Origin of the sequence: Pseudomonas sp. BW7P1 (assembly GCF_024981055.1) — a bacterium.
Taxonomy (GTDB): domain Bacteria; phylum Pseudomonadota; class Gammaproteobacteria; order Pseudomonadales; family Pseudomonadaceae; genus Aquipseudomonas; species Aquipseudomonas bananamidigenes.
This window is the reverse complement of record NZ_CP103374.1, coordinates 5,270,207-5,295,241: the sequence shown is the minus strand read 5'-3', so window position 1 is coordinate 5,295,241 and position 25,035 is coordinate 5,270,207. Positions and strand designations below refer to the sequence as shown.

27 protein-coding genes and 1 tRNA gene are annotated in these 25,035 nt (G+C 60.4%); 8 read left to right on the top strand and 20 right to left on the bottom strand.

The features are described 5' to 3' along the window. Nucleotides 1-132 precede the first annotated feature (132 nt). Nucleotides 133-1,344 carry an MFS transporter gene (locus tag NWV16_RS23820; RefSeq protein ID WP_260520994.1) on the top strand — a complete coding sequence of 404 codons (1,212 nt, stop codon included), beginning with the start codon at nt 133-135 and terminating at the stop codon, nt 1,342-1,344. A 63-nt stretch (nt 1,345-1,407) separates the two neighbouring features. Here NWV16_RS23820 and ychF read toward each other — a convergent pair whose 3' ends face one another. The 8 genes from ychF to NWV16_RS23780 all read right to left on the bottom strand — a co-directional run bounded on the left by ychF (nt 1,408) and on the right by NWV16_RS23780 (nt 8,324). Then, the gene (gene ychF / locus NWV16_RS23815; RefSeq protein ID WP_085584701.1) at nt 1,408-2,508 is read right to left on the bottom strand and encodes a redox-regulated ATPase YchF; all 1,101 of its coding nucleotides are present in this window, start codon (nt 2,506-2,508) and stop codon (nt 1,408-1,410) included. A gap of 22 nt (nt 2,509-2,530) precedes the next feature. Next, nucleotides 2,531-3,115, bottom strand: coding sequence for an aminoacyl-tRNA hydrolase (gene pth, locus NWV16_RS23810; protein ID WP_007951726.1), 585 nt, complete (start codon nt 3,113-3,115; stop codon nt 2,531-2,533). A gap of 171 nt (nt 3,116-3,286) precedes the next feature. Then, nucleotides 3,287-3,883, bottom strand: a complete 597-nt coding sequence (locus NWV16_RS23805; protein WP_260520993.1) for a 50S ribosomal protein L25/general stress protein Ctc — start codon at nt 3,881-3,883, stop codon at nt 3,287-3,289. Nucleotides 3,884-4,023: 140 nt separating this feature from the next. Continuing rightward, nucleotides 4,024-4,965, bottom strand: coding sequence for a ribose-phosphate pyrophosphokinase (locus tag NWV16_RS23800; RefSeq protein WP_003171603.1), 942 nt, complete (start codon nt 4,963-4,965; stop codon nt 4,024-4,026). Between the two features lie 47 nt (nt 4,966-5,012). Next, nucleotides 5,013-5,087, bottom strand: a tRNA-Gln gene (locus NWV16_RS23795). 37 nt (nt 5,088-5,124) lie between these two features. Beyond that, entirely contained in the window at nt 5,125-5,976 is an 852-nt protein-coding gene (gene ispE / locus NWV16_RS23790) for a 4-(cytidine 5'-diphospho)-2-C-methyl-D-erythritol kinase (protein WP_260520992.1), read from the bottom strand. Between the two features lie 2 nt (nt 5,977-5,978). Further along, entirely contained in the window at nt 5,979-6,596 is a 618-nt protein-coding gene (lolB, locus tag NWV16_RS23785) for a lipoprotein insertase outer membrane protein LolB (protein ID WP_260520991.1), read from the bottom strand. A gap of 3 nt (nt 6,597-6,599) precedes the next feature. Then, on the bottom strand, nt 6,600-8,324 hold the full coding sequence (locus NWV16_RS23780) for a tetratricopeptide repeat protein (RefSeq protein ID WP_260520990.1): 1,725 nt from the start codon (nt 8,322-8,324) through the stop codon (nt 6,600-6,602). Between the two features lie 182 nt (nt 8,325-8,506). On the opposite strand from NWV16_RS23780, the gene hemA reads away from it, so the two are divergent. The 6 genes from hemA (at nt 8,507) to NWV16_RS23750 (ending at nt 13,866) form a co-directional block, all read left to right on the top strand. Next, nucleotides 8,507-9,793, top strand: a complete 1,287-nt coding sequence (gene hemA, locus NWV16_RS23775; RefSeq protein ID WP_260520989.1) for a glutamyl-tRNA reductase — start codon at nt 8,507-8,509, stop codon at nt 9,791-9,793. Beyond that, a complete protein-coding gene (gene prfA / locus NWV16_RS23770; protein WP_260520988.1) occupies nt 9,790-10,872 on the top strand; it encodes a peptide chain release factor 1 in 1,083 nt (360 codons plus the stop codon). Before hemA ends, prfA begins: the two co-directional genes overlap by 4 nt. Beyond that, nucleotides 10,873-11,703 carry a peptide chain release factor N(5)-glutamine methyltransferase gene (prmC, locus tag NWV16_RS23765; protein ID WP_260520987.1) on the top strand — a complete coding sequence of 277 codons (831 nt, stop codon included), beginning with the start codon at nt 10,873-10,875 and terminating at the stop codon, nt 11,701-11,703. Further along, entirely contained in the window at nt 11,697-12,452 is a 756-nt protein-coding gene (locus NWV16_RS23760) for a molybdopterin-synthase adenylyltransferase MoeB (protein ID WP_260520986.1), read from the top strand. Before prmC ends, NWV16_RS23760 begins: the two co-directional genes overlap by 7 nt. Next, the gene (murI, locus tag NWV16_RS23755; protein WP_260520985.1) at nt 12,445-13,236 is read left to right on the top strand and encodes a glutamate racemase; all 792 of its coding nucleotides are present in this window, start codon (nt 12,445-12,447) and stop codon (nt 13,234-13,236) included. Before NWV16_RS23760 ends, murI begins: the two co-directional genes overlap by 8 nt. Before the next feature lie 111 nt (nt 13,237-13,347). Continuing rightward, on the top strand, nt 13,348-13,866 hold the full coding sequence (locus NWV16_RS23750; RefSeq protein WP_065261206.1) for an acyloxyacyl hydrolase: 519 nt from the start codon (nt 13,348-13,350) through the stop codon (nt 13,864-13,866). Between the two features lie 40 nt (nt 13,867-13,906). On the opposite strand, the gene NWV16_RS23745 is transcribed toward NWV16_RS23750, so the two are convergent. From NWV16_RS23745 to NWV16_RS23690, 12 genes are all read right to left on the bottom strand, one after another. Continuing rightward, nucleotides 13,907-14,212 (bottom strand): YkgJ family cysteine cluster protein, encoded by a 306-nt coding sequence (locus tag NWV16_RS23745; protein ID WP_260520984.1) that lies wholly within the window; start codon nt 14,210-14,212, stop codon nt 13,907-13,909. A 55-nt stretch (nt 14,213-14,267) separates the two neighbouring features. Beyond that, nucleotides 14,268-14,756, bottom strand: a complete 489-nt coding sequence (locus NWV16_RS23740) for a DUF2878 domain-containing protein (protein ID WP_260520983.1) — start codon at nt 14,754-14,756, stop codon at nt 14,268-14,270. After that, nucleotides 14,749-16,020 carry a cyclopropane-fatty-acyl-phospholipid synthase family protein gene (locus tag NWV16_RS23735; RefSeq protein WP_260520982.1) on the bottom strand — a complete coding sequence of 424 codons (1,272 nt, stop codon included), beginning with the start codon at nt 16,018-16,020 and terminating at the stop codon, nt 14,749-14,751. The genes NWV16_RS23740 and NWV16_RS23735 overlap by 8 nt, the downstream gene beginning before the upstream one ends. Further along, nucleotides 16,007-16,822, bottom strand: a complete 816-nt coding sequence (locus NWV16_RS23730) for a DUF1365 domain-containing protein (protein WP_260520981.1) — start codon at nt 16,820-16,822, stop codon at nt 16,007-16,009. Before NWV16_RS23730 ends, NWV16_RS23735 begins: the two co-directional genes overlap by 14 nt. Then, nucleotides 16,819-18,066, bottom strand: coding sequence for an NAD(P)/FAD-dependent oxidoreductase (locus NWV16_RS23725; protein ID WP_260520980.1), 1,248 nt, complete (start codon nt 18,064-18,066; stop codon nt 16,819-16,821). Before NWV16_RS23725 ends, NWV16_RS23730 begins: the two co-directional genes overlap by 4 nt. Next, nucleotides 18,063-18,845: an SDR family oxidoreductase gene (locus NWV16_RS23720; protein WP_260520979.1), complete on the bottom strand. Its 783-nt coding sequence runs from the start codon at nt 18,843-18,845 to the stop codon at nt 18,063-18,065. Before NWV16_RS23720 ends, NWV16_RS23725 begins: the two co-directional genes overlap by 4 nt. Beyond that, nucleotides 18,842-19,264: a nuclear transport factor 2 family protein gene (locus NWV16_RS23715; RefSeq protein ID WP_260520978.1), complete on the bottom strand. Its 423-nt coding sequence runs from the start codon at nt 19,262-19,264 to the stop codon at nt 18,842-18,844. The genes NWV16_RS23720 and NWV16_RS23715 overlap by 4 nt, the downstream gene beginning before the upstream one ends. Beyond that, complete coding sequence (gene phrB / locus NWV16_RS23710) at nt 19,257-20,702, bottom strand: deoxyribodipyrimidine photo-lyase (protein ID WP_260520977.1); 1,446 nt, start codon at nt 20,700-20,702, stop codon at nt 19,257-19,259. The genes NWV16_RS23715 and phrB overlap by 8 nt, the downstream gene beginning before the upstream one ends. Before the next feature lie 20 nt (nt 20,703-20,722). Continuing rightward, on the bottom strand, nt 20,723-21,664 hold the full coding sequence (locus NWV16_RS23705; protein WP_260520976.1) for a MerR family transcriptional regulator: 942 nt from the start codon (nt 21,662-21,664) through the stop codon (nt 20,723-20,725). Continuing rightward, complete coding sequence (locus NWV16_RS23700) at nt 21,664-22,617, bottom strand: YbgA family protein (protein WP_260520975.1); 954 nt, start codon at nt 22,615-22,617, stop codon at nt 21,664-21,666. Before NWV16_RS23700 ends, NWV16_RS23705 begins: the two co-directional genes overlap by 1 nt. Nucleotides 22,618-22,727: 110 nt before the next feature. Continuing rightward, on the bottom strand, nt 22,728-22,943 hold the full coding sequence (locus NWV16_RS23695; RefSeq protein WP_260520974.1) for a TIGR02450 family Trp-rich protein: 216 nt from the start codon (nt 22,941-22,943) through the stop codon (nt 22,728-22,730). Then, entirely contained in the window at nt 22,940-23,926 is a 987-nt protein-coding gene (locus NWV16_RS23690; protein WP_260520973.1) for an NAD(P)/FAD-dependent oxidoreductase, read from the bottom strand. Before NWV16_RS23690 ends, NWV16_RS23695 begins: the two co-directional genes overlap by 4 nt. A 197-nt stretch (nt 23,927-24,123) precedes the next feature. Here NWV16_RS23690 and NWV16_RS23685 point away from each other — a divergent pair, with 197 nt between their 5' ends. Continuing rightward, complete coding sequence (locus NWV16_RS23685; protein ID WP_260520972.1) at nt 24,124-25,026, top strand: TIGR01777 family oxidoreductase; 903 nt, start codon at nt 24,124-24,126, stop codon at nt 25,024-25,026. The last annotated feature ends 9 nt before the right edge of the window (nt 25,027-25,035 follow it).

The window sequence follows — 25,035 nt, the reverse complement described above, 5'->3', positions numbered from 1 at the left end:
GCTTTGCGCTATCACTTGCGCCGCACTGAATGAATAGTTCGTTAGCTGGCTAAGGGGATGGCGCGGGCGCACCGAAAAATGGCACATTGACGCACATGCCCGTGTGCACCCACCTGCTGTACGGAAATTCCCATGGCTATCAGCAACGTTCAGACCGCCGCAACGCCGGCTCCTCCCCAAAGCAGTCCTCTGGTGATGCGCATCATCGGCGCGGTGGCGCTGGCGCATTTGATCAACGACCTGATCCAGTCGGTGCTGCCGTCGATTTATCCGATGCTCAAGGCCAACTATGGCTTGAGCTTTACTCAGGTCGGCCTGATCACCCTGACCTTTCAACTGACCGCATCACTGTTGCAGCCATGGGTTGGTTATCACACCGATCGCCATCCGAAAGCCTGGCTGCTGCCGGCCGGTTCGGTCTGTACGCTGATCGGCATCGTGATGATGTCGGTGGTGGGCAGCTTTCCCTTGATTCTGCTTGCCGCTGCATTGATCGGCATCGGTTCCTCGACCTTCCATCCGGAAGCCTCTCGTATTGCACGGCTGGCCTCCGGTGGACGTTTCGGCCTGGCGCAATCGACCTTCCAGGTCGGCGGTAACGCCGGCTCGGCATTTGGCCCGTTGCTGGCGGCAGCGATCATCATTCCATTCGGGCAGGGCAACGTGGCGTGGTTCGGGTTGTTCGCGGTGTTTGCGCTGTTCGTGCTGTACCGCATCAGCCGCTGGTACGCCAATCACTTGAATCTGTTCAAGCTCAAGGCCGGTCAGGCGGCCACTCACGGGTTGTCAAAGGGCAGGGTGGTCAGTGCGCTGGTGGTGCTTGGCTTGCTGGTGTTCTCCAAGTATTTCTACATGGCCAGCCTGACCAGCTACTTCACGTTCTACCTGATCGAGAAGTTCGACCTGTCGGTGGCAAGCTCCCAGTTGCATCTGTTCCTGTTCCTCGGTGCGGTGGCGGCGGGCACGTTCTTCGGCGGGCCGATTGGGGACAAGATCGGCCGCAAGGCGGTGATCTGGTTCTCGATCCTTGGCGTGGCACCGTTCACGCTGCTGATGCCCCATGTCGACCTGTTCTGGACCAGTGTTCTGAGCGTGGTGATCGGTTTCATCCTGGCCTCGGCGTTTTCGGCGATCGTGGTGTACGCGCAGGAACTGGTGCCGGGCAATGTCGGGATGATTGCCGGGGTGTTCTTCGGGCTGATGTTCGGCTTTGGCGGGATTGGCGCGGCGTTGCTGGGGCATTTCGCGGACATTTACGGTATCGAGTACGTGTACTTGCTGTGCTCGTTCCTGCCGTTGTTCGGGGTGTTGGCGATCTTCCTGCCAAGCACCAAAAAGGCCTGACGGGCTGAATTTCAGACATGAAAAAGCCGCGTATCGAACGCGGCTTTTTTCTGGCTGCAGCTTTTACACGTTGAAGCGGAAGTGCATCACGTCGCCGTCCTTGACGATGTAGTCCTTGCCTTCCAGGCGCCATTTACCGGCTTCCTTGGTGCCCGCTTCGCCCTTGTACTGGATGAAGTCGTTGTAGGCGATCACTTCGGCGCGGATGAAGCCTTTTTCGAAGTCGGTGTGGATCACGCCGGCGGCCTGTGGTGCGGTGGCACCGACGCGGACGGTCCAGGCGCGGACTTCTTCGACACCGGCGGTGAAGTAGGTCTGCAGGTGCAGCATTTCGTAGCCGGCGCGGATCACACGGTTCAGTCCAGGCTCTTCCAGCCCCAGGGCCTCGAGGAACATGTCCTTCTCTTCACCGTCGTCCAGCTCGGCGATTTCCGCTTCGATCTTGTTGCACACCGGAACCACCACGGCGCCTTCTTCTTCGGCGATGGCCTTGACCACGTCCAGGTGCGGGTTGTTCTCGAAACCGTCTTCGGCAACGTTGGCGATATACATGACCGGTTTGGTGGTCAGCAGGTGGAAGCCCTTGATGATCGCCTTTTCTTCGGCGCTCATGTTCTTCATCAGGCTGCGTGCAGGCTTGCCTTCGGTGAAGTGCGGGATCAATTGTTCCAGCAGGGCCTTCTGGGCCACCGCGTCCTTGTCGCCGCCCTTGGCGTTGCGTGCGACTTTCTGCAGTTGCTTCTCGCAGCTGTCGAGGTCGGCGAAGATCAGTTCCAGGTCGATGATTTCGATGTCGCGCTTCGGGTCGACGCTGTTGGAAACGTGGATCACGTTCTCGTCTTCGAAGCAGCGCACAACGTGAGCGATGGCGTCGGTTTCGCGGATGTTGGCCAGGAACTTGTTGCCCAGGCCTTCACCTTTCGACGCGCCGGCCACCAGGCCCGCGATGTCGACGAATTCCATGGTGGTCGGCAGGATGCGCTTCGGATTGACGATTTCCGCCAGGGCGTTCAGGCGCGGATCCGGCATCGGCACGATACCGCTGTTCGGTTCGATGGTGCAGAAGGGGAAGTTCTCGGCCGCGATACCGGATTTGGTCAAGGCGTTGAACAGGGTGGACTTGCCGACGTTAGGCAGGCCGACGATGCCGCAATTGAATCCCATGGTGTTTCCCCTTGGATTGGAGTCAGGCCTTCTGGCTGTGCAGGTTTTTCATCGCGCGGTTCCATTCACCGGCGAGGATATCCGGCAGCACGCCGAGGGCAAAGTCGATGCTGGCATCGAGTTTTTCCTGTTCGGCGCGTGGCGCACGACCCAGGACGAAATTTGAAACCATACTGGCGACGCCCGGGTGGCCGATGCCGAGCCGCAGGCGATGGAACGTATTCTGATTGCCCAATTGCGCAATGATGTCGCGCAACCCGTTGTGACCGCCATGGCCGCCGCCCACCTTGAGTTTGGCGACGCCGGGAGGCAGATCGAGTTCGTCGTGTGCCACCAGGATTTCTTCGGGCTTGATGCGGAAGAAACCGGCGAGTGCCGCCACGGCCTGGCCGCTGCGGTTCATGTAGGTGGTGGGAATCAGCAGACGAACATCCTGACCCTGATGCGAAAAACGCCCGGTCAGGCCGAAATACTTGCGATCGGCCACGAGATTCACGTTCTGTGCGTGGGCGATGCGCTCAACAAAAAGGGCCCCTGCGTTATGCCGGGTCTGTTCGTATTCGGCGCCTGGATTTCCCAGGCCAACGATCAGTTTGATGGCAGTCACGATAGGGGCCCTTCCTTGGAGTGGTGGATAACATCGCCGCAATCAGGAAGTGCGGCGAAAACGGACGAAAAAAGCTCATTTACCATGGATGTAAACTCCGCGTTCCCGCCCGCTTTCTCGCTACGTACCAGTCCGCGATGTTACCTGCTCACTCCGGCTTCACAGAGTGAATTACTCTGCAGCGCCTTCGGCAGCTTCTGGAGCAACACGTGGAGCGTGGACGTTGGCAACAGCCTTGTCATCGCCGTGTGCCAGAGCAACGAATTCAACGCCTTTAGGCGCTTTCAGGTCCGACAGGTGAATGATCGAACCGACTTCGGCCTTGGCCAGGTCGACTTCGATGAACTCAGGCAGATCCTTGGCTTCGCAGGAAACTTCGATCTCGTTCACGACGTGAGAGATTTCGCCGCCTTTCTTGACCGGAGCTTCTTCGTTGATGAAGTGAACCGGTACGGTAGCGGTCAGTTTCTTGCCGGCAACAACGCGTACGAAGTCGGCGTGCATGATGAACTGCTTGGCCGGGTGGCGTTGCATGGCTTTGACAATGACGTTTTGCTTGGTGCCGTCGACGTTCAGTTCGATAACGTGGCTGAAGGCAGCTTCGTTTTCGAACAGCTTGGCGATTTCCTTGGCCACGATGGTCAGGGATTGAGCAGGCTTGTCACCACCGTAAACAACGGCAGGGATGCTGGCGGCGTGACGCAGGCGGCGGCTCGCACCTTTCCCCAGGTCAGTACGCGCTTGGGCGTTCAGGATGAAATCAGTCATTTTGTATCTCCAAAATAGCCGTGTCCGGGTGACGTCTGCGACCGACGTCAAAGCGGCACGGGCAAAAAAGCCCCGCCCCAACATGTGTGTTGGGGCGGGGCGCTTTTCGTCAACGAGACATTTCGAGAAGGGCAGGGCCCTTAACGGAACATCGCGCTGATCGATTCTTCATTGCTGATGCGGCGAACCGCTTCGGCAACAACCGGTGCGATATCCAGTTGACGGATACGTGCACAGGCTTGTGCTGCGGCGGACAGCGGGATGGTGTTGGTGACCACCAGCTCGTCCAGCACGGAATTTTCGATATTCTCGATGGCCCGGCCCGACAGCACAGGGTGTGTGCAGTAGGCGAAGACCTTGGCTGCGCCATGCTCTTTCAGGGCCTTGGCCGCGTGGCACAGGGTGCCGGCGGTATCGACCATGTCATCGACCAGGATGCAGGTACGCCCTTCGACATCACCGATGATATGCATCACTTCAGAGTGATTGGCTTTCTCACGGCGTTTGTCGATGATACCGAGATCCACGCCCAGAGACTTGGCAACGGCACGTGCACGCACGACGCCGCCAATGTCCGGAGATACGATCATCAGGTTCTCGAAGCGCTGATCTTCGATGTCATCCACCAGAACCGGGGAGCCGTAGATGTTATCTACCGGAATATCGAAGAAGCCCTGAATCTGGTCAGCATGCAGATCAACCGTGAGAACACGGTCGATGCCGACTACGGTGAGCATGTCAGCGACGACTTTCGCGCTGATGGCCACACGTGCGGAACGCGGACGGCGATCCTGACGGGCATAACCAAAATAAGGAATAACAGCAGTGATACGAGTAGCCGAGGAGCGGCGGAAGGCGTCAGCCATCACTACCAGTTCCATCAGGTTATCGTTGGTCGGAGCGCAAGTCGGCTGAATAATGAAGACGTCTTTACCACGAACGTTTTCATTGATCTCGGCAGTAATTTCGCCGTCGGAGAATTTACCGACAGAAATGTCACCGAGAGGGATATGCAGCTGACGTACGACACGCCGAGCCAGATCGGGGTTAGCATTCCCCGTAAAGACCATCATCTTGGACACGCGCAGTACCTGAAGGCTGAGGGTATACCTGGATGAGTATAGGAAAATGGCAGGGGCGGCTGGATTCGAACCAACGCATGGCAGGATCAAAACCTGCTGCCTTACCGCTTGGCGACGCCCCTGTATCTGTTGCTTTCAAGTGCCGCGCACTTGATTCCGTTAGAGCAGACTTTGCAGCTTGCGATGCAACATCGAAACGTTGCTTCCTTTTGCTACAAACCCTGTAAGGGTCTCTGTCAGAAGGGCCGAGACTTTATCAGCTTCAGCTTTGCTTGGGAAGCCCCCAAACACACAACTTCCAGTTCCGGTAAGTTTTGCTTCGGTAAAATTACCTAGCAAATTCAATGCGTTACGTACTTCTGGATAACGCCTTGAGACCACCGGCAAGCAGTCATTTCGACTGTTTCCCTCGGGAACGGGGCGCACTTTAATGGGCGGCGTGTTACGTGTCAACAATGGATCTGAAAAAATTTCTGCCGTACTAACAGAGACTTGCGGCACGAGCACGACATACCACGGTTCGGCGGGTTCGACCGGAGTCAGTTTCTCGCCGACACCTTCGGCGAAAGCGGCGTGCCCACGCACGAAGACCGGGACATCCGCACCCAGGCTCAGGCCCAGCGTTGCCAGCCGATCGTCGTCCCAGCCCAGTTGCCACAAATGATTGAGGCCGAGGAGGGTGGTCGCCGCATTCGAGCTGCCGCCGCCGATGCCGCCGCCCATCGGCAGGATCTTGTCGATCCAGATGTCGATGCCGAGGGCGCAGCCGGATTGTTCCTGCAGTTTTTTCGCCGCGCGCACGATCAGGTTGCTGTCGTGGGGGACGCCGTCGAATTCGGTGTGCAGGCGGATCACGCCATCGTCGCGAACGGCGAAGGTGATTTCGTCGCCGTAATCAAGAAACTGAAAAATCGTCTGCAATTCGTGATAGCCGTCTGCACGGCGACCCAGAATGTGCAGCATCAGGTTGAGTTTGGCGGGTGAAGGCAGTGTCAGGCGTGGAGCGGTCATGCTTATTGCCCCAGCTTGCGTGGTTGCCAGGTCTTGATGACCAGGGTCACGTCCAGGTCGGTGCCGTGCAGCTTGATACGCTCGGGCAGCCAATAGCCGTCCTGCTGTGCATAACTGAGATATTCAACCTGCCAGCCGTCCTGATCCAGGCTGGCCAGGCGACTGTCGGCATCGAGCGTCAGACGGCTTTTGCTGGCCGGAGCCGGCAGGCCGCGAACCCACCAGGACAGATTCGATACCGGCAGTTTCCAGCCGAGCTGTTCTTCAAGCAGCGCTTCCGGAGACTGCGCGTCATAGCGGCCCTGATTGGCGACTTCCAGCGAAACCTTGCCCGGGCGACCAGTCAACCGCGCCGCGCCCCGACCCAGCGGGCCGGACAGGCGAATGTCGTAGTAATCCTGGCGTTGCAGCCAGAACAGTGTGCCACTACCCGAATCTTTCGGGGCGCGGATGCCGATCTTGCCGTCGATCTGCCAGCCGTCGAGGCCGCTCAGTTGCTGTTTGTTCGCGGCCCATTGTACAGGGCTGCCATGACCCTCGACGGACTCGCGGGCGCCGAAGCCCGCGCAACCGGCGAGCAGGGCGATGAGGCTGAAAACGATGACGTGGCGCAAAAACATGAGTTAAAGAGTCTCGGATCCGGTCAGGCGCTTGATGGTGCTGCGCAGGATGGTGCTGTCGGGCTGATCCTTGAGGAACTTGCCCCAGATTTGTTTCGCTTCGCGTTGATTGCCCTTGGCCCACAGGACTTCGCCCAGGTGAGCGGCGACTTCGTGATCGGGGAAACGCTCCAGGGCCTGGCGCAGGTATTTCTCGGCGTCATCCAGGTTGCCCATGCGGAAATTCACCCAGCCAAGGCTGTCGAGTACCGCGGGATCTTCCGGGTTGATCTGGTGTGCCTGCTCGATCAGCGCCTTGGCTTCGGCGTAGCGGGTGGTGCGATCCGACAGCGTGTAGCCGAGGGCATTGAGCGCCATGGCATTGTCCGGATCGCGCTTGATGATCTGGCGCAGGTCTTTTTCCATCTGCGCCAGGTCATTGCGTTTTTCCGCCTGCATGGCTCGGGTGTAGAGCAGATTCAGGTCGTCCGGATACTGCAGCAACGCCTGTTGCAGGGTTTTCCAGGCTTTGTCGCCCTGATTGTTGGCGGACAGGGTCTCGGCTTCGATCAGGTACAACTGGATGGCGTAGTCCGGTTGCGCATCGCGTTCGGCAGCCAGCTTGCTCTGGGCTTCGGCGGTCTTGCCGTTGTTCATCAGGATGTCGGCCTGACGCAGTTGCGCCGGCAGATAGTCGTTGCCGGGGCCGACCTGGGCGTACTCGATCAGTGCACCCTGCGGGTCGTTGCGTTCTTCGGCGATGCGACCCAGGTTCAAGTGGGCCGAGTCGACGTGGCTTTCCCGGGCGATCAGGTCTTCCAGGTAACCCTTGGCCTCGTCCCAGGCCTTGGCTTCCAGGCAGACCAGCGCCAGCGAGTAACGCAGTTCGTCGTCTTCCGGGTATTGCTGGACCAGAGTGGAGAACTCGACCTTGGCGTCATCCATCCGGTCCTGTTCCACCAGCATCCGCGCGTAAGTCAGGCGCAGGCGTTTGTCTTCCGGATACTTCCTGATGTTCTTTTGCAGCAGCGGCAGGGCTTCGCCGCCGCGGTTCAACCCTTGCAACAGGCGCGCGCGCAGCAGGATCGGGGCAATTTCGCCGTCGTCCGGCGGATTGTCCTCAAGCAGGGTCAACGCACCTTTGAGATCGCCATCCTGTTGCATCAACAGGGCCTTGCCGAAAATCAGCTGATTGTTGTGCGGGTGACGCTGCAACAAGCGGTCGAAGCTTTTCATCAGGCCGTTGCGGGTGTCCTGATCGGTGTCGGCGGCCGACAGGGCGAGGAAGTCGAAATGGGTGTCACCCTTGCCTTGCAGGACCTTCTCCATGTAGATCATCGAGTCGTCATAGCGCCCGGCACGGGCCAGTTGCACGGCGGCGGCGCGTTGCGCTTCGAGGTCGTCGGGGGCGTTTTTCGCCCAGATCAGCGCGGTATCGAGGGCCGGTTGGTCTGCGCCCAGGTATTCGGCGATACGGAATGCACGTTCGGAAACGCCCGGATCCTGGGTGTTGATGGCCTGGGTCACGTAGTTGTCCAGGGCGATGTCGAAACGATTGCGCTGGCCGGCGAGTTCGGCACTCAGCAGGCTGAACACGGTTTCCTCGCTGAACGAGCTGTAAACCTTGGGCTTTTCAGGGGCTGGCGTGGTGTCTTCGACCGACGGGGTGCCATCGTGCGAAACGGGGGCCAAGGCCTGGCAGCCGCTGAGGAAGACAAAAGCAAGGAGCAACGCGGAAGATCTATTCATATAGGAAGAGGACGACTAACCTGCGGTCGGATCATCATGACACAAGCCTTCGGCCAAACATAACCGAGTCTCGATTGTGGCCATTATAGGGGCCGACAATTGGGACAATAGTCAGCGGTAGTTGTTCTGAATCTGACGAAGTAGGACAATTGCCGGCTTCACGTCACCATCAGCGACTTTGAATGGCCTTCCTTGCACTCGGTATCAACCACAAGACTGCTTCCGTAGACGTCCGCGAGCGCGTGGCCTTTACTCCTGAGCAGCTGGTGGAGGCCCTGCAGCAGCTCTGCCGGCTCACCGACAGCCGCGAAGCTGCGATCCTTTCCACCTGCAATCGCAGTGAACTGTATATAGAACAGGATCAGCTTTCGGCCGATATCGTGCTGCGCTGGCTGGCCGACTATCACCATTTAAGCTTCGAAGAGCTGCGCGCGAGCGCGTATGTGCATGAAGATGATGCGGCAGTTCGTCACATGATGCGCGTCGCCTCAGGGCTCGATTCGTTGGTGCTGGGCGAACCGCAGATTCTCGGCCAGATGAAATCGGCCTACGCCGTGGCCCGTGAGGCCGGCACCATCGGGCCGTTGCTCGGGCGTTTGTTTCAGGCAACTTTCAACGCCGCCAAGCAGGTACGCACCGACACCGCCATCGGCGAAAACCCGGTGTCCGTGGCGTTTGCCGCCGTCAGCCTGGCCAAACAGATTTTCAGCGACCTGCAACGCAGCCAGGCCCTGTTGATCGGTGCCGGCGAGACCATCACCCTGGTCGCCCGTCATCTGCACGAACTGGGCGTCAAGCGGATCGTGGTGGCCAACCGCACGCTGGAGCGCGCCAGCCTGCTGGCCGAGCAGTTCGGTGCCCATGCGGTGCTGCTGTCGGATATCCCGGCGGAACTGGTACGCAGTGATATCGTCATCAGTTCCACCGCCAGTCAGTTGCCGATCCTGGGCAAGGGCGCCGTGGAAAGCGCGCTCAAGCAGCGCAAGCACAAACCGATCTTCATGGTCGACATTGCCGTTCCCCGGGACATCGAACCGGAAGTCGGCGAACTCGACGACGTTTACCTCTACAGCGTCGACGATCTGCACGAAGTGGTCGCCGAGAACCTCAAGAGTCGTCAGGGCGCGGCCCAGGCCGCCGAAGAGATGGTTTCGGTCGGTGCCGACGATTTCATGGTGCGTCTGCGCGAACTGGCCGCCGTCGATGTGCTCAAGGCCTATCGTCAGCAGAGCGAGCGCCTGCGTGACGAAGAGCTGCAAAAGGCCCTGCGTCTGCTGGCCAACGGCGGCAATGCCGAAGATGTGCTGAGCCAGTTGGCCCGTGGCCTGACCAATAAACTCCTGCACGCACCGAGCGTACAGTTGAAAAAGCTTTCTGCCGAAGGCCGCCTCGATGCGCTGGCCATGGCCCAGGAACTCTTTGCCCTTGAGGGCTCACCGGACAGCTTTTCGGATAAAAAACCGCAATGAAAGCGTCACTGCTCAATAAGCTGGATATCCTCCAGGACCGTTTCGAGGAACTGACGGCGCTGCTTGGCGACGCCGAAGTCATTTCCGACCAGACCAGGTTCCGCGCCTATTCCAAGGAATACGCCGAAGTCGAGCCGGTCGTCGAAGCCTATAAACAGCTGCTCAAGGCCCAGGCCGATCTGGAAGGCGCCCAGGCGCTGCTCAAGGACGGCGACCCGGACATGCGCGAAATGGCCGTGGAAGAAGTCCGCGAAACCAAAGAGCAACTCATCGAACTGGAAGCCACGTTGCAGCGCATGCTGCTGCCCAAGGATCCCAACGACGGGCGCAACGTGTTCCTCGAAATCCGCGCCGGCACCGGTGGTGACGAGGCGGCGATCTTCTCCGGTGACCTGTTTCGCATGTACTCGCGCTATGCCGAAAAACGTGGCTGGCGCGTGGAAATTCTCTCGGAGAGCGAGGGTGAGCATGGCGGCTATAAAGAGGTTATCGCCCGGGTCGAGGGCGACAATGTCTACGGCAAGCTGAAATTCGAGTCCGGCGCCCACCGCGTACAGCGCGTGCCCGCCACCGAATCCCAGGGCCGCATCCACACCTCGGCCTGCACCGTGGCCGTGTTGCCGGAGCCGGACGAGCAGGAAGCAATCGAGATCAACCCGGCGGACTTGCGCGTCGATACTTACCGCTCCTCCGGGGCCGGTGGTCAGCATGTCAACAAGACCGACTCGGCGATCCGTATCACCCACTTGCCGACCGGCATCGTGGTCGAGTGCCAGGAAGAACGTTCCCAGCACAAGAACCGTGCGCGGGCGATGGCCTGGCTGTCGGCCAAGCTCAACGACCAGCAGACCGCAGCAGCGGCCAACGCCATCGCCAGCGAGCGTAAATTGCTGGTGGGTTCCGGCGACCGCTCCGAGCGGATCCGCACCTATAACTTTGCCCAGGGCCGGGTCACCGACCACCGCGTCAACCTGACCCTGTATTCCCTGGACGAAATTCTCGCGGGCGGCGTCGAAGCAGTGATCGAGCCGTTGCTGGCCGAATACCAGGCCGACCAACTGGCAGCGATAGGTGAGTAAATGACCATCATCGCCAGCCTGTTGCGCGCCGCCGAATTGCCGGACTCGCCCACTGCACGCCTGGATGCCGAACTGCTTCTCGCCGCGGCGCTGGGCAAGTCCCGCAGCTTTCTCCACACCTGGCCCGAGCGCATCGTGCCCAGCGAAGCCGTGCTGGTCTTCGCCGAATACCTGCAGCGTCGTCGCAGTGGCGAGCCGGTGGCCTACATTCTCGGCCAGCAGGGTTTCTGGAAACTTGATCTGGAAGTCGCGCCGCACACGTTGATTCCGCGCCCGGACACCGAATTGCTGGTGGAGGCCGCACTGGAACTGCTGCCGGCGACTGCGGCCAGGGTGCTTGATCTGGGCACCGGCAGCGGAGCGATTGCCCTGGCCCTGGCCAGTGAGCGTCCGGCATGGAACGTCACCGCCGTGGATCGCGTGCTGGAAGCCGTGGCCCTGGCCGAGCGCAACCGTCAGCGCCTGCACCTGAACAATGTCACGGTGCTGAGCAGTCACTGGTTCAGCGCCCTCGAAGGCAAGCGTTTCGAGCTGATCATCAGTAACCCGCCGTACATCCGCGCCGCCGATCCGCACCTGGTCGAAGGTGATGTGCGTTTCGAACCGGAAAGCGCCTTGGTGGCCGGTATCGACGGGCTCGACGATATACGCCTGATCATCGCTCAGGCGCCGGCCCATCTGGAGGCCGGTGGCTGGCTGATGCTCGAACACGGCTATGATCAAGCCGAAGCCGTGCGCGATCTGCTGCTGACGCAAGGTTTCGAAGAAGTCCACAGCCGCACCGATCTGGGCGGTCATCAACGAATCAGCCTGGGGCGCCTGCCGTGCTGAATGATCAGGAATTGTTGCGCTACAGCCGGCAGATCTTGCTGCAACACATCGACATCGATGGCCAGTTGAAGCTCAAGGACAGCCGAGTGCTGATCGTCGGCCTCGGTGGGCTCGGCGCGCCGGCTGCCTTGTATCTGGCAGCGGCGGGTGTGGGCGAGCTGCATCTGGCGGACTTCGATACGGTCGACCTGACCAACCTGCAACGCCAGATCATTCACGACACCGACAGCGTCGGCATGACCAAGGTCGACTCGGCGCTCAAGCGCCTGAGCGCAATCAATCCTGACATTCGACTGGTGCCCCACCGTCGGGCGCTGGACGAGGATTCTCTCGCCGCCGCCGTGACAGCGGTGGATCTGGTGCTCGACTGCTCGGACAACTTCACCACCCGCGAAGCGGTCAACGCCGCGTGTGTGGCTGCGGCCAAACCGCTGGTCAGCGGCGCGGCGATCCGTCTTGAAGGGCAACTGTCGGTGTTCGACCCGCGTCAAGCCCAGAGCCCTTGCTACCACTGCCTGTACGGCCACGGCAGCGAAGCCGAGCTGACCTGCAGCGAGGCCGGCGTGGTCGGGCCGCTGGTCGGCCTGGTCGGCAGCCTGCAAGCGCTGGAAGCCTTGAAGATGCTGGCGGGGTTCGGCGAGCCTCTGGTGGGCCGCCTGTTGTTGATCGATGCACTGGGCTCGCGCTTTCGTGAGTTGCGGGTCAAGCGTGATCCGGGATGCAGCGTCTGTGGCAAGCAGCATGCGTGAGGCGCCGATCGCCGTTTTCGATTCCGGCGTCGGCGGCCTGTCGGTGCTGGCGGAAATCCAGCGGCTGCTGCCCAATGAATCGCTGCTCTATCTCGGCGATTGCGGGCACATTCCCTATGGCGAGAAGTCTCCGGAGTTCATCCGCCAGCGCTGCAATGTGATGGCCGGTTTTTTCCGTGAACAGAGTGCCAAGGCGCTGGTGATCGCCTGCAATACCGCGACCGTGGCCGGCGTCGCCGACCTGCGGCGTGATTTCCCCGACTGGCCGATCGTCGGCATGGAGCCTGCAGTCAAGCCGGCTGCCGCCGCGACGCGCAGTGGCGTGGTCGGCGTGCTCGCCACCACCGGCACTTTGCAGAGTGCGAAATTCGCGGCGTTGCTTGATCGTTTCGCCACCGATATCCGGGTCATCACCCAACCGTGCCCCGGGCTTGTGGAACTGATCGAAAGCGGTGACCTGCACAGCACCGCGCTGCAGGAGCTGCTGCGCCGTTACGTCGAACCGTTGCTGGCCGCCGGTTGCGACACGATCATTCTCGGCTGCACCCACTATCCGTTCCTGAAGCCGATGCTCAAGACGATGCTTGCTGACGACATCAGTCTGATCGATACGGGCGCCGCCGTGGCCAGGCAACTTCAGCGATTATTGGCCGAGCGGGAGCTGCTCGCCGCCGGTCCGAGCCGGCCCGCGAAGTTCTGGACCAGTGCCGATCCGCAGTTCTTGAAAAACATTTTGCCGTTGCTGGGACAAACGCCGGGCGATGTGCAACGCTTCCACTTGTAAAAAGATTGTGAAATAACCCGAATATCGGGTGAACTTCTGTTTAAGCGCCGATTTCTATACCGCTGAGTTACCTAAAAACCAAACGATCGTTCCGGAAAAGGAAGTTTCAACGTGAAGCGACTATTCTGCTTGGCCGCGATTGCGGCTGCACTGATGGGGCAAAGTTTTACCGCGCAGGCTGCTGGCGTCGAATTCGGGGTTGGTGCTACCAGCGATTCAACGATGACCTATCGCCTGGGGATGAATTTCGACTGGGACAAGAGCTGGCTGCAAAGCGATACCGGTCGCCTGACCGGCTACTGGAGCGGAGCCTACACTTACTGGGAAGGTGACAAGACCTCCAGCAACAACAGTCTCTCGTTCTCGCCGGTTTTTGTTTACGAATTCGCCGGTCAGTCGGTCAAACCCTACGTCGAAGCAGGGATCGGGGTGGCGTTGTTCTCCAACACCCAGTACGAAGACAACAATATCGGTGGGGCCTTCCAGTTCGAAGACCGCATCGGTTTCGGCCTGCGATTCAATGGCGGGCATGAAGTCGGAATCCGTGCCACGCACTATTCCAACGCCGGTCTGAGCAGCAACAACGACGGTGTGGAAAGCTACTCGCTGCACTACACGTTGCCGTTGTAAATCCGATGAAAAAGGAGCGCCAGGCGCTCCTTTTTTGTATTCAACGATACGCCGTGGTTATCCCCTGGCGTTCGTCGATGCACTCCGGCGCGCCCATCTCGAATTCGCGACAGATCAGCGGGCGTTTGTCGTAGATGGTGCACATCATCGTGTCGCGATCCAGCGCGGCGCACCAGCCGTCGTCCAGACGCAGCATCACTTCCCCGCCCCAATCATCGGTATCGATATAGCGTTCGGGCACGCCGGTGTCGGTGATCAGCATGACTTCGAGCCGGCAACAGCAGGCTGCGCAAGTCGCGCAGGTGATGACGGGCTCGTCGACCGACTGTAGAGGAATGGTCTTCATGGGCGCAGTGTACGGCAGTGATTCTCAAACGTGTGAAAGCGCTGACGGACGATGATTACGCCAGACGACGGGACACGTGATGCAACAACGGGAACAGCAACGCCCACAACATACCGATGCCAATCAGGGTCGGTAGCTCGCCGTAGGGAAATTGCACCCCGGCCAGCCGTCCGCCCGCGCAGTACGACAATGCACCACCGACGGCCCCGAGTGCGCTCGCCAACCACCAGGGACGAGCGCTCCATTGCAGACAATGGCGCAACGTCGTGGCGAGCAGCGCCCACAGCAACATCAGCCACAGTGGAATCAGCGGTGACAGATCCTTGAACTCGAAGACCCCGAGGCTGCGCAGGGCACTGTCCACGGCGGTACCGATAATCACCACGCTGAGAATCAGGCGACCTTCCGCCGCCCAACTGCTGACCCATCGCAGATGAATCACCAATACCGCCAGTGCCATCAGCAACCACAAGCTGTTGCCGCCGAGCACGCAGGCCAGCCAGCCTATCTGGAACAGCAGCGCATTGGCGATCCGCTCAGGCATCAAAGCGCCCAAGCAGGGGTGCCGGCATCGCCCCCGGTTTGGCCAGCAGCATTTGCGCGGTGCCAATGGTGCGTTCGAGGAATCCGCCCTCGCAGTAACACAGGTAAAACTCCCACAGCCGCAGGAAATAATCGTCGTAGCCCAATTCGGTCAGGCGACCGTGGGCGTGGCGAAAGTTCTCGCGCCACAGGTTCAGGGTCCGGGCGTAGTGCAGGCCGAAATCTTCCATGTGCAGCAGGTTCATGTCGGTGTCCCGGCTGACGATTTCGAGCATCTTCTGTACACACGGCAGGGCGCCACCGGGAAAGATATAGCGCTGAATGAAATCCACGCCGCGCCTGGCCTGCTCGTAGCGCTGCTCCCGGATGGTGATCGCTTGCAGCAGCATCAGGCCGTTGCTCTTGAGCAGGTGCGCGCATTGCTTGAAATAGGTGGGCAGGAAGCGATGGCCGACGGCCTCGATCATCTCGATCGACACCAGTTTGTCGTACTGGCCGGTGAGGTCGCGGTAGTCCTTGAGCAACAGCGTCACCCGATCCTGCAGACCGAGGTTTTCGATGCGCCGGGCGGTGAATGCGTATTGCTCTTTGGACAGCGTGGTCGTGGTGACTTTGCAGCCATAGTGCTGCGCGGCGTACAGCGCCATGCTGCCCCACCCGGTGCCGATTTCCAGCAGGTGATCGTCGGGTTGCAGGGCAAGTTTGCGGCAGATCCGTTCCAGCTTGTTCAGTTGTGCCTGTTCCAGACTGTCGTCGGGGCTGAGGAACTGCGCTGCCGAATACATCATGGTCGGGTCGAGAAACTGTTCGAACAGGTCATTGCCGAGGTCGTAGTGCGCGGCGATGTTTTTCTGCGAACCCTTGCGCGTATTTCGATTGAGCCAATGCAGACCGCGCGCCAGCCCCCGGCCGATCGTCGCCAGTCCGCCCTCCATGCCGTCCAGCACCTCAAGGTTGCTGACGAAGACGCGCACCACGGCGGTCAGGTCCGGTGAACTCCAGTAGCCGTGAATGAACGCTTCACCGGCGCCGATCGAACCGTTGCCCGCGACCATGCCCCAGGCCGCCGCGTCGAGGACATGAATCTCGCCCACCAGTGCGCTGCCCGGCGTTCCGAAGACCTGGCGCTCGCCGTCTTCGATCACCACCAGTTGCCCCTGCTTGAGCTGTGAGAGTTGACGCAGAACGCCACGGCGCAGCAGCGAGCTGGTGATGCCGTGCGAACTGAGCGGTAAGCTTTTGGCCGAAACGCTAGAGGATTTCATGGCGGTGCTCCTCGGGAGAGACAGTGGCGGTACGAAAGCTGTCGTCGGCCGTCCGATGGGGAAACAGCGGGGTGCGCTTGAGCAGCAAGCGCAGGGCCTGCCAATAGATCGCGAGGGCGGTTTTCGCGGTCATCCACGGAAAGCGCCATAGATGTCTGTGCAGGTTGCGCTGATCAAGAGGTTCGCGTTTCAGGTTGAGCGTGGCGTCGAACAGTTTGTGTTCGCCCTGCCAGTCCGCCATGTGCACGCCAAGGGTTTGCGCAGCGGGGCTGAAGCTCATGCGGTATTCAATATCCGGTGGCAGGAACGGCGACACATGAAACGCCTTGGCCACGGCAAAGTGCTGATGGAAGTCGCACACGCTGGTCGGTGTTCGCGCCGGCAGCACATAGTGATAACGCTCGCGCCACGGCGTGTTGCTGACTTCGCAGAGAATCGCCGCCAGTTGCCCGTCGGCTTCGTGGCAATAAAAGAAACTCACGGGGTTGAATGCCAGGCCCCAGCTGCGCGGTTGGGTCAGCAGACAGATCGCGCCCTGCGGTTCATGACCGAGAGCCGCCCCCACTTGCAAACGCACGGCATCGACCAGGCGCACACCGCGACCGGTGAAGGTCTTGAGGTAGTCGCTCTCGCGAAACGAAAACGGTGCAAAGCGGCTTTTGCCGGCCAGCGGTGACAGGTTCAGCACGGCGTCCTGTTCGGTCAGATCCAGATAGAGCAACCCGATCCGGTAGCGGAACTCATGACGGCGTGGGGCGAAGCGCCGATGGGCGATCCATCCGCTGTAGAGCGCGCTGTTCACAGGCTTTCTCCGAACGCGGCGGCGACACGCAGAGCACTGACGACGCCGTCTTCATGAAAACCGTTGGCCCAGTAGGCGCCACAGTAATGGGTGTGTTGCACGCCATCGAGTTCGGCCCAGCGCCGTTGGGCCGCCACGGCTGCGAGGCTGTATTGCGGGTGGGCGTAGGTAAAGCGGCCCAGCACTTTGGATGGGCTGATCCCGGCGCTCTGGTTGAGGCTGACGCAGAAAGTGGTATCGCTCTGGATGCCCTGCAGAATGTTCATGTCGTAGGTCACGGTCGCCTGGGTGTGGCCGGCTCCGCCGAGGCGGTAGTTCCAGCTGGCCCAGGCCCGTTTGCGTGTCGGCAGCAGGCGGGTATCCGTATGCAACACCACTTCATTGTCGGCATAAGGCAGTGCGCCGAGGATCTCTCTTTCTGCACGGCCGGGACTGCCCAGCAGTCGCAACGCCTGATCGCTGTGACAGGCCAGCACGACCTTGTCGAAATGTTCGATGCCCGCAGGGCTGTGAATCATCACGCCATGTTCGTCGCGGTCGATGCGGGTGACCGGGCAATTCAAGCGAATCCGATCTTTGAATGGCGCGATCAGCGGCGCAATGTAGGCACTGGAACCACCCTCGATCACCCGCCATTGCGGGCGATTGTTGACCGACAACAAACCGTGGTTTTCGAAGAAGCGCACGAAGAACTGCAACGGAAAATTCAGCATCTCGGCCATCGGCATCGACCAGATCGCCGCACCCATCGGCACGATGTAGTGCAGGATGAAGCGCTCGCCGTAGCCGTCGGCCTTGAGGTAGTCGTCCAGCGTGGTGTCGCCGCTGATCCGCTGTTCGGCGAGGTCTCGCCGGGCTTGCTTGTTGAAACGCAGGATGTCGCGCAGCATGCCCCAGAAACCCGGTGAAAACAGGTTGCGGCGCTGAGCGAACAGGCTGTCGAGGTTGTTGCCGTTGTATTCCAGGCCGGTATCGGGGTCGGTTACCGAGAAACTCATCTCGGTCGGTCGGCTGCTGACACCCAATTGGCCGAGCAGACGGATGAAGTTCGGATAGGTCCAGTCATTGAACACGATGAAGCCGGTGTCGATCGCGTAATCAGAGCCATCAACCGTGACGTTTACCGTGTGCGTATGGCCGCCGATCCAGTCGCCGGCTTCGAACACCGTGACCTCATGTCGACGATTGAGCAGATGAGCACAGGTCAGTCCGGAAATCCCGCTGCCGACAATCGCGATGTTCATATGATGTCCCGCATGGGGGGGGAGCTGCGTACCATGCGCTTGCCAATGGCGAGCTGTAACCGGGCGGGCATTTTTGACAGCGGCCATAGAGCTGCAATGAACAGCGCTGGAAAAGCGATTTCCAGTGGCCGTTCCTTGAGTCGGGCGAAGATGTACCGTGCAGCTTTATCCGCAGTCCAGCTCAAGGGCATCGGGAAATCATTCTTTGCTGTCAACGGCGTCTCGATGAAGCCCGGGCTGATAAGCGTGACTTCGATGCCCTCGTCTGCCAGATCGATGCGCAATGACTCGAACAGATAACGCAATCCGGCCTTCGACGCGCCGTAGGCCTCGGCGCGGGGCAGCGGCACGTAGGTCACGGAACTGGCCATGCCCACCAGATGCGGCGCGGTTCCTTTGCGCAGCAGGGGCAGAGCGGCTTCGATGCAATAACTGCTGGCCAGCAGGTTGGTGCGCACAACGTGTTCAACGATCGAGGCATCGAACTGCCTGGCGTCAACGTATTCGCAGGTGCCCGCGTTGAGGATCACGGTGTCCAGCGATCCCCAGGCCTGAGCGATCTGTTCACCGATTTCCCGAACGGTCTGACTGTCGGTCAGATCCCCCGGCACCACCAGCACTTGACCCGGGTAGCGCTGCGATAACACTCTGAGTGGCGCGACCTGACGGGAGCTGACCGCCAGGTGCGCCCCGGCTTTCAGAATTTCTTCAGCCAGCGCTGCGCCGATGCCACTGCTGGCGCCAGTCAGCCAGTAACGTCGTGGAGTCGAACGGGTCATCCCAGTCTCCTTTTCAGCCAGGTGATCACCCGGCCCAATATGGGTAAATGTTCGTAAAGCAGCGCCCCGGCATCGAAATAATCCCGATGGCGATAAACCTTGTCGCGCCAGAGCAGGTGCGAGCAGCCTGTGACCCGAATCAACCGTCCGCCGGCCAGACGCGGGTGGCGGTAACTCATGACCCAGCGCAGATAGCCTTCACAGTCGCCGATCTGGTCAAAACCGTGAAAGTCGAAGCGCAATTCGCTGACGTTGGCGTACAGCTCATTGAAGTAGTCGCGCAGTTGCTTCAGCCCCTGCACCTCGTGCAAAGGGTCGGTGAAATGAATGTCCTCGCTGTAGAGCGCGTCCAGAGTGTGCAGGTTGTCCTTGTTCAGTTGCGCAAACCGGCGGGCGAAACGGCGCAGAAATTCACTCATGGCCTTCTCCGACAGACGCGCGGGAGGGCAGCTTCTTGAACGCTGTCAGCGCCCGCTCCCGTGAGGTGCTCAGGTTGACGATCGGCGATGGATAGCCTGCGACACCGAACAGCCCGCCGGCACTGGCCGGGTCGTGCACTTCTTTTTTGTTCAGCCCGGCCAGTTCGGGCAGCCAGTGCTTGATGAACAGGCCTTCGCTGTCGAACTTTTCCGACTGGCTGATCGGGTTGAAGATCCGGAAGTAGGGTGCCGCGTCGGTACCGGTCGATGCGCTCCACTGCCAGCCACCGTTGTTCGCTGCCAGGTCGCCATCGATCAGATGACGCATGAAAAAGCGTTCGCCTTCGCGCCAGTCGATGAGCAGGTTTTTGGTCAGGAACATCGCTACGACCATCCGCAGGCGATTGTGCATCCAGCCGGTTTCGCGCAATTGACGCATGGCCGCGTCGATGATCGGCACGCCGGTGCGCGCCTCTTGCCAGGCTGCGAGTTCCTGAGGCGCATCGCGCCAGGCCAGGGCTTCGGTTTCCGTACGGAACGCGCGATGCCGGGAAACCCGTGGATAACCGACCAGGATGTGTTTGTAGAACTCACGCCAAAGGAGTTCGTTGATCCACGTGACGGCGCCGACCTTGCCGCTCTCGAATTCACCCTGATTGCTTTGCAGCGCGGCATGCAGGCACTGACGCGGCGAAATCACACCGGCAGCAAGGTAGGCCGAGAGCTGGCTGGTGCCGGGTTTGGCCGGAAAGTCGCGCTCGCTTTTGTAGTAGTCGATCTGCTCATCGGTGAACGTGTCGAGCCGGCGTCGGGCCTCGGCTTCGCCGGCGGGCCACAGATCCCGCAAGGATTGTGACGGTGCCGGGAAACCCTTGATGGCATCGGGTACCGAATCACTCTTCAACGTCAGTGGCGCCTGGGCTGACGGAACCTTTATCAGTCCCGGTATCGAGTGATGCAGACGTTCATAACAGACTTTGCGGAACTGGCTGAACACCTGAAAGTAGCTGCCGGTCTTGGTCAGGACGCTGCCGGGTTTGAAGAGCAACTGATCGAGATAACTTTGAAATGCGATCCCCTCGGCCCGCAGTTTCTCGGCAACGGCAGCATCGCGGCGGCTTTCGTGGACGCCGTATTCCTCATTCACATGAACGGCTTCGACCTGCAGTTGCCGGCACAGCTCAAGCAGTACTGCCGGGGCCTGATCCCAGTGCGGGGCGCTGCGTATCAGCAGCGGGATGTTCAGTTTGCCGAGGCTTTTGCTCAGTTCCCGCAGGTTGCGCAGCCAGAAATCGACCTTGCACGGTGCATCGTCATGTGCCTGCCATTGTTCGGGGCTCAACAGGTACACGGCCACGGTCGGACCACGCTCGGCGGCGGCCGTCAGGGCGGTGTTGTCATGTTGGCGCAGATCGCTGCGCAGCCAGATCAATTGCATGGTGTTCTCGGCCCGATTCATTAAATCAACCCACGCTGAAGGAGCGCCCGATGGGCCGACAGGGGATCGTCGGCCAGGTGCAGATCAGCGATCTCGGTGGTTCTTGCGGACAACTCGGCGTGGTGGATGCACACCGTGGGTCCGGCAATCATTTTTGGGCAATCGATGCCGCTCAACAGTTTTGGCAACTGACCGGAGTTCATGGCTTTGCTGGAATACAGCAGGACGCCGCGGGCTTGCAGGTGATCGACGGTCAGCGCCAGCTCCCCCGCCGGCAACGGCCAGTCGAACACCTGCACCGGGCAATCGGCGCTGCTGATCAGCCAGGCGCAAAGCCAAAGGTGTGGCTCGAGCAACAGATCCGACTGATTGACCAGCAGCAGCGGTGCGCCGCGCAATTGACGATTGTTATGGTAGATGCGTGCGCCGAATTTGCTACGCAGCCAGGAATGAAAAAACACCCGCTCCATCTGCGCGCCGAACTGGCCTTGCCAGCGCTGTTCGAGATCCGCCAGCAACGGCATCAGCAATTGCTCGCACAGGGTGCGTGGTGGATACAGCGCCATGGCCTGGTTGATGCTGTCGTCGAGGCTGCGTTCATTCAACCGGGTGACCGCCAGCAGGGCGGCCTGGCGCAGAGGCTGCCATTCATTTTCCGGTGGCTCATCGATGACCTGGGGAGTGTCGAGCAACGGTTTGACCTGACTGACCGCCACGCCACGGTTGAGCCAGGTGAGAATGTTCTGGATGCGCAGTACGTGCTCGGCCGAGTACAGGCGGTGACCCTTGGGGGTACGCTGGGGCACGATCAGTCCGTAGCGGCGCTCCCAGGCGCGCAGGGTGATCGCATTGACGCCGGTCTGGCGTGCGACCTCGCGTATCGGCAACCAGCCCTCGTCGAGGGCTTTCTTGAAGTCGGCGCCGAGGTCTTCGCGGGCGCTGCTGTCGGGTGTGTCGTTCATTAAATGGCGTTTCGCAGGCTGAGATTTTCCGGGTGCGGTTGCAGGTAAACCTGTTGCGCGATGTACGGATCCGGGTGTTGACGAAAGTGATGCTTGAGCAGTGTCAACGGCACCACCAGCGGCACGATGCCGTGGCGGTACTGGCCGATGACGTGCTGCATTTCCTGTTTGTCTTCGGCGCTGATGGCTCGTTTCAGGTAGCCGCTGATGTGCTGCAACACATTGCTGTGGGTGCGGCGCGTAGCGCAGGTGGAGAGCGCCGTCATCAACTGGCTGAAATAGCGCGGGCCGATTTCCACGGGATCGATCCGCCCCATGTTGCCCAGCAGATTACCCAGGGCCTTGTATTGCACCGGGTTGTGAGCCATCAGCAGGTACTTGTAGCGGGAGTGGAAATCGGTGAGGGCGCGGCGGCTCAAGCCTTGCCGAAGCACGTGTTGCCAGTCGCTGTAGGCGAACACTCGGGTGATGAAATTTTCCCGCAGGACCGGATCGTTCAGGCGCCCGGCTTCTTCCACGGGAAGGTCCGGATGCCGGTCACAGAATGCCCGGGCATAGATCCCGCGCCCGCTGCCGATCGGCGAGCCGTTGGGATGGTAGACCTTGACCCTTTCAAGTCCGCAGGATGGCGATTGCTGCATGAAAATGTAGCCGCAGATGTCCTTGAGCTCATCGGCCATTTTCTCGCCGTAGACGGCCAGTTCATCGGTGACGTCGGTCTGGTGATGGACAGTGCCGAGCGCCCGGGGATGATCAGGGTCGCCTACCAGACGAATCGGTTCGCGGGGAATGCCCAGACCGATCGCGACTTCCGGACACACCGGGACGAAATCGAAATATTCAGTGAGTGTGTGGGTGCACAGGCGCGATTCTTTGTGTCCGCCGTTGTAGCGCACTTCGGCCCCCATCAGGCAGGCGCTGATGGCGATTTTCGGTGGAGAAGCATCGGACATGAAGACACCTCGAATCTAAATTTGTACAGAGGATCATTTCTGTACAACTCTCCTTCAGCATAGATTCGTGGGTGTACAAGTCAAATTATTTGTACAAGAAAATATCGAAATTATCGCCAGCCCATTCTCCAGCGGCTGTCATCCTGCAGGGCATGCCAGTCCATTTGTTCGCAGCGCCGAGTCAGCACGGCCTGCAACTCGACTTCCTGCACCACGCCGTCTTCGTCGCGATGCAGCTCGGTCACCAGAAAATGTTTCTCGCGGTTTTGCGGGAGGGCTGCTGTCCATTTCGACAGCAGCAACTTGCTCGGATTGATGCGGTTCATTGCAGGTGTTCGTGCAGGCGACGTGCAGCTTCCTGGCCGCTGAGCCAGGCCCCTTCGACCCTTCCTGACAGGCACCAGTCACCACAGGCATAAAGTCCAAGATCGGCATCCGCCAGCGTGCCCCATTCATGGCTGGTGGCCGGGCGGGCATAGAGCCAGCGGTGAGCCAGACTGAAGGTCGGTGCCGGCATCGCGCTGTGCAGCAACTCGGCGAAGGCGCCGTGCAAGTGCTCGATCACCGCTTCCCTGGACAGGTCGATGTGCTGGCGGCTCCAGGCACTGCTGGCATGCAGGACCCAGGTGTCGAGGGTGTTGTCGCGTCCCGGCTTGCTGCGATTGCGGGCCAACCAGTCGAGCGGGCTGTCCTGTACGAAGCAGCCTTCGATGGGCGTATCCAGCGGCGTGTCGAAGGCGAGGGCGACTGCCCAGGTCGGGTCCATCTTCACACCGGCGGCGGCTCCGGCGAGTTTCGGTGCGGCGGCCAGCAATGCGGTGGCCTGAGGTGCCGGGGTGGCGATCACCACGTGGCTGAACGGCCCGTGCGTAAAACCTTCTGCGTCTTGCAAATGCCAGTGCTCTTCACCGCGATAGACCTCGGTGATCCGGCAGGCGAAGTGCACTTCCAGGCCGTCGAGCAGGCCACGGGTGATGGCGCTCATGCGTGGCGAGCCGACCCAGCGGGTCTGTTCGTCCGGTGACAGATTCAGTTGTCCGCCATGAAAGGTGTAGAGCTGCGGTGTCCACTCGGCGACCCAGCCTTTGCTCTGCCAGCGCTGAACCTCGGTCACGAAGCGCCGGTCGCGGGCGGTGAAATACTGAGCGCCCATGTCCAATGAGCCGGCATCGCTGCGCTTGCTCGACATGCGCCCGCCGCTGCCGCGGCTTTTATCGAACAACTGGACGGAGTGCCCGGCCTCTGTGAGGGCCTGGGCGGCGGAGAGTCCGGCGATGCCGGTACCGATGATTGCGATGGGTACAGTCATAGGGGCCTCGTTTACCTTTCTGTACAGACTACGCCGTGGATGAAACCTGTACAATTATGTTTTTTGGTATAACTTCCAGCGTTTTGGTTCTGACAGCTTGGCCTATTGTTAAACAATAGAACCTGCCTGATAGAAAAGATCCCTGCCTATAAAAATAGACTAGTGATCGAAGTAAAACGCCACGTGAGGAAGACGTCATGCACATATTGCTGACCGGCGGTACTGGATTGATCGGCCGCCAGCTCTGTCGGTACTGGTCGGGTCAAGGCTACCGGTTGACCGTGTGGAGCCGTCGTGCGGAAAAGGTCGCGACCCTCTGCGGCGCTCAAGTGCGTGGTATTGCGCGTCTGGAAGAGCTTGGCGACGAAGCGGTGGACGTGATCGTCAACCTCGCCGGTGCACCGATTGCCGACCGGCCATGGACTCACAGGCGCAAGGCGTTGCTGTGGAGCAGCCGGATCACCCTCACCGAGACGCTGCTGACGTGGCTGGAAAATCGCGGGCAGAAACCGTCGCTGCTGATTTCGGGGTCGGCGGTGGGTTGGTACGGTGACGGTGGCGAACGCGAATTGACGGAAGAGTCGCCGCCGGTGATCGACGATTTCGCCAGTCAGTTGTGCATCGCCTGGGAGGAAACCGCACAGCGCGCCGAAGCCATGGACATTCGCGTGGTGCTGGTACGGACCGGGCTGGTGCTGTCGGCCGAGGGCGGCTTTTTGCCGCGCCTGTTGCTGCCGTTCAAGCTCGGGCTGGGCGGGCCTTTGGGCAATGGTCGGCAGTGGATGCCGTGGATTCATATCGACGATCAAATCGCCCTGATTGATTTTCTTCTGCACCGCGATCAGGCGAGTGGTCCTTATAATGCGTGCGCGCCAAAACCTGTGCGCAATCGCGAATTTGCCAGAACGCTGGGCAGCGTGCTGCACCGCCCGGCGTTCATGCCGATGCCGGCCCTGGCCTTGAAGGTCGGGCTCGGCGAAATGTCACTGTTGTTGCTGGGTGGCCAGCGGGCCACGCCGGCACGCTTGCTGGAAGCCGGATTCAGTTTCCGGTTCACGGATTTACGCGCGGCCCTGGACGATCTGTCCGGCCGCCTTTGAAATAGGACG